Source organism: Vibrio sp. 1731 (assembly GCF_033339955.1).
In the GTDB taxonomy this organism is placed as follows: domain Bacteria; phylum Pseudomonadota; class Gammaproteobacteria; order Enterobacterales; family Vibrionaceae; genus Vibrio; species Vibrio alginolyticus.
The window spans coordinates 1-1,275 of the sequence record NZ_JAWOVO010000100.1; the positions used below are offsets into that span (position 1 = coordinate 1).

At 37.4% G+C, this 1,275-nt stretch carries 2 protein-coding genes; both read right to left on the bottom strand.

Going from position 1 to position 1,275, the window contains the following annotated elements:
* Positions 1 to 631 (bottom strand): EAL domain-containing protein (locus R7035_RS25455; protein ID WP_318146349.1); only part of this gene is annotated, 631 nt, incomplete at its 3' end.
* 179 nt (positions 632 to 810) lie between these two features.
* Positions 811 to 1,275 (bottom strand): PPC domain-containing protein (locus R7035_RS25460; RefSeq protein WP_318146350.1); only part of this gene is annotated, 465 nt, incomplete at its 5' end.

Here is a 1,275-nt window from a genome sequence, read left to right on the forward strand (position 1 = left end):
TTGTCTTTAACATCTTATGATGTTCGATGTACTCAGCACCCTCGAAGATCAATCCGTGTAAGCAGAAAGGGGCTAAGAAGTACTCTAGTGCATGTATAGACTCTTGGTCGGCATGTTTTAGAAAGCTTTTGTCAATCTTGATACGATCCCAAAGTATTTTGCCAAGTGACATGTTAGCCAGCTTGTTGTTACGGTGATAGTCATCCAGCCAAATCTCGATATTGTTCGCTTGTAACACTGATAAGTTTTCGCGTATTTCTTGTGATTCGGTATAACAATCAAGCTCGCTTATCTCAAGAGCAAACTTAGCACCATTGAAGCTTAAAAGCTCACGGACAAAATCTTCGTCAGCTAAACAAGAGAGTTTAATATTAAAAGAGTGTAGTTGGTGAGGGTATTTTTCAAGAGAAAATCGAATTTGTTGTAAAGCGAGAGTTTGAATAAACGTGTTGTCTATAATGGAAAAAAATACGTCGTTGTTTATGTTGCTTTTATCAAAAGTGCTTATCTTAGACAAAGTTTCGTAATATTGAATTTCTTGGCTTCTAGGACAGAGGATAGGTTGTACTAACGTTTTTATATCAAAGTCAGTCAATTTGAAGCTAGGTAGGTAAGGCATATTCCTTTTCATATTATCCACTTTATCCGTTTACTATTACTATGTTTGACTCACACTTAAACATCGTTTCATATTCTATATCTAAAGTTATTACGTCAGGAAATTAAGAATTATAATACCTTTATAAATAATATTTAATGTTCATTAAGCACCATCGTGAAAACAGGTGCCTAATGAACGATGATAGAAATTTATTTCGCAACAACAGACAGTTCTACGTCGAATTCTTCACGACCACTGATGCTGAAATAGTATTGTCCCATTTTGATCGACCCGTCTTCATTTTTTGGGATTGAAATCGTTTCGTTACTACCATGGGTGTAGTTCGACCATTCGTACTCGAAGTAGTGGCATACTTTGTCGTAACAAGCGTATAGATCGGCATCACCAGTGCCGGAGATAGACACTTCTAGTTGATTATAACTTTCTGAAACATCGACAAAGAAGAGCGTTTCAGAGAACTTTTTACCGCTTACTTGGATGCTGGTATTGAGTTCGATTTTCTTAGGCTTCTCTTTCGGTTTTGGTTGAGAAATATCCGAATCGTCAATGTCTTTCGTCACCTCATCCAGCCACGAATGAAACTCAGTATTGTAAGCAGGCCCTAATCGTTCAAGCAGTTTTACCCACTCTTTGTATTGGCCGGTACGCGAGTA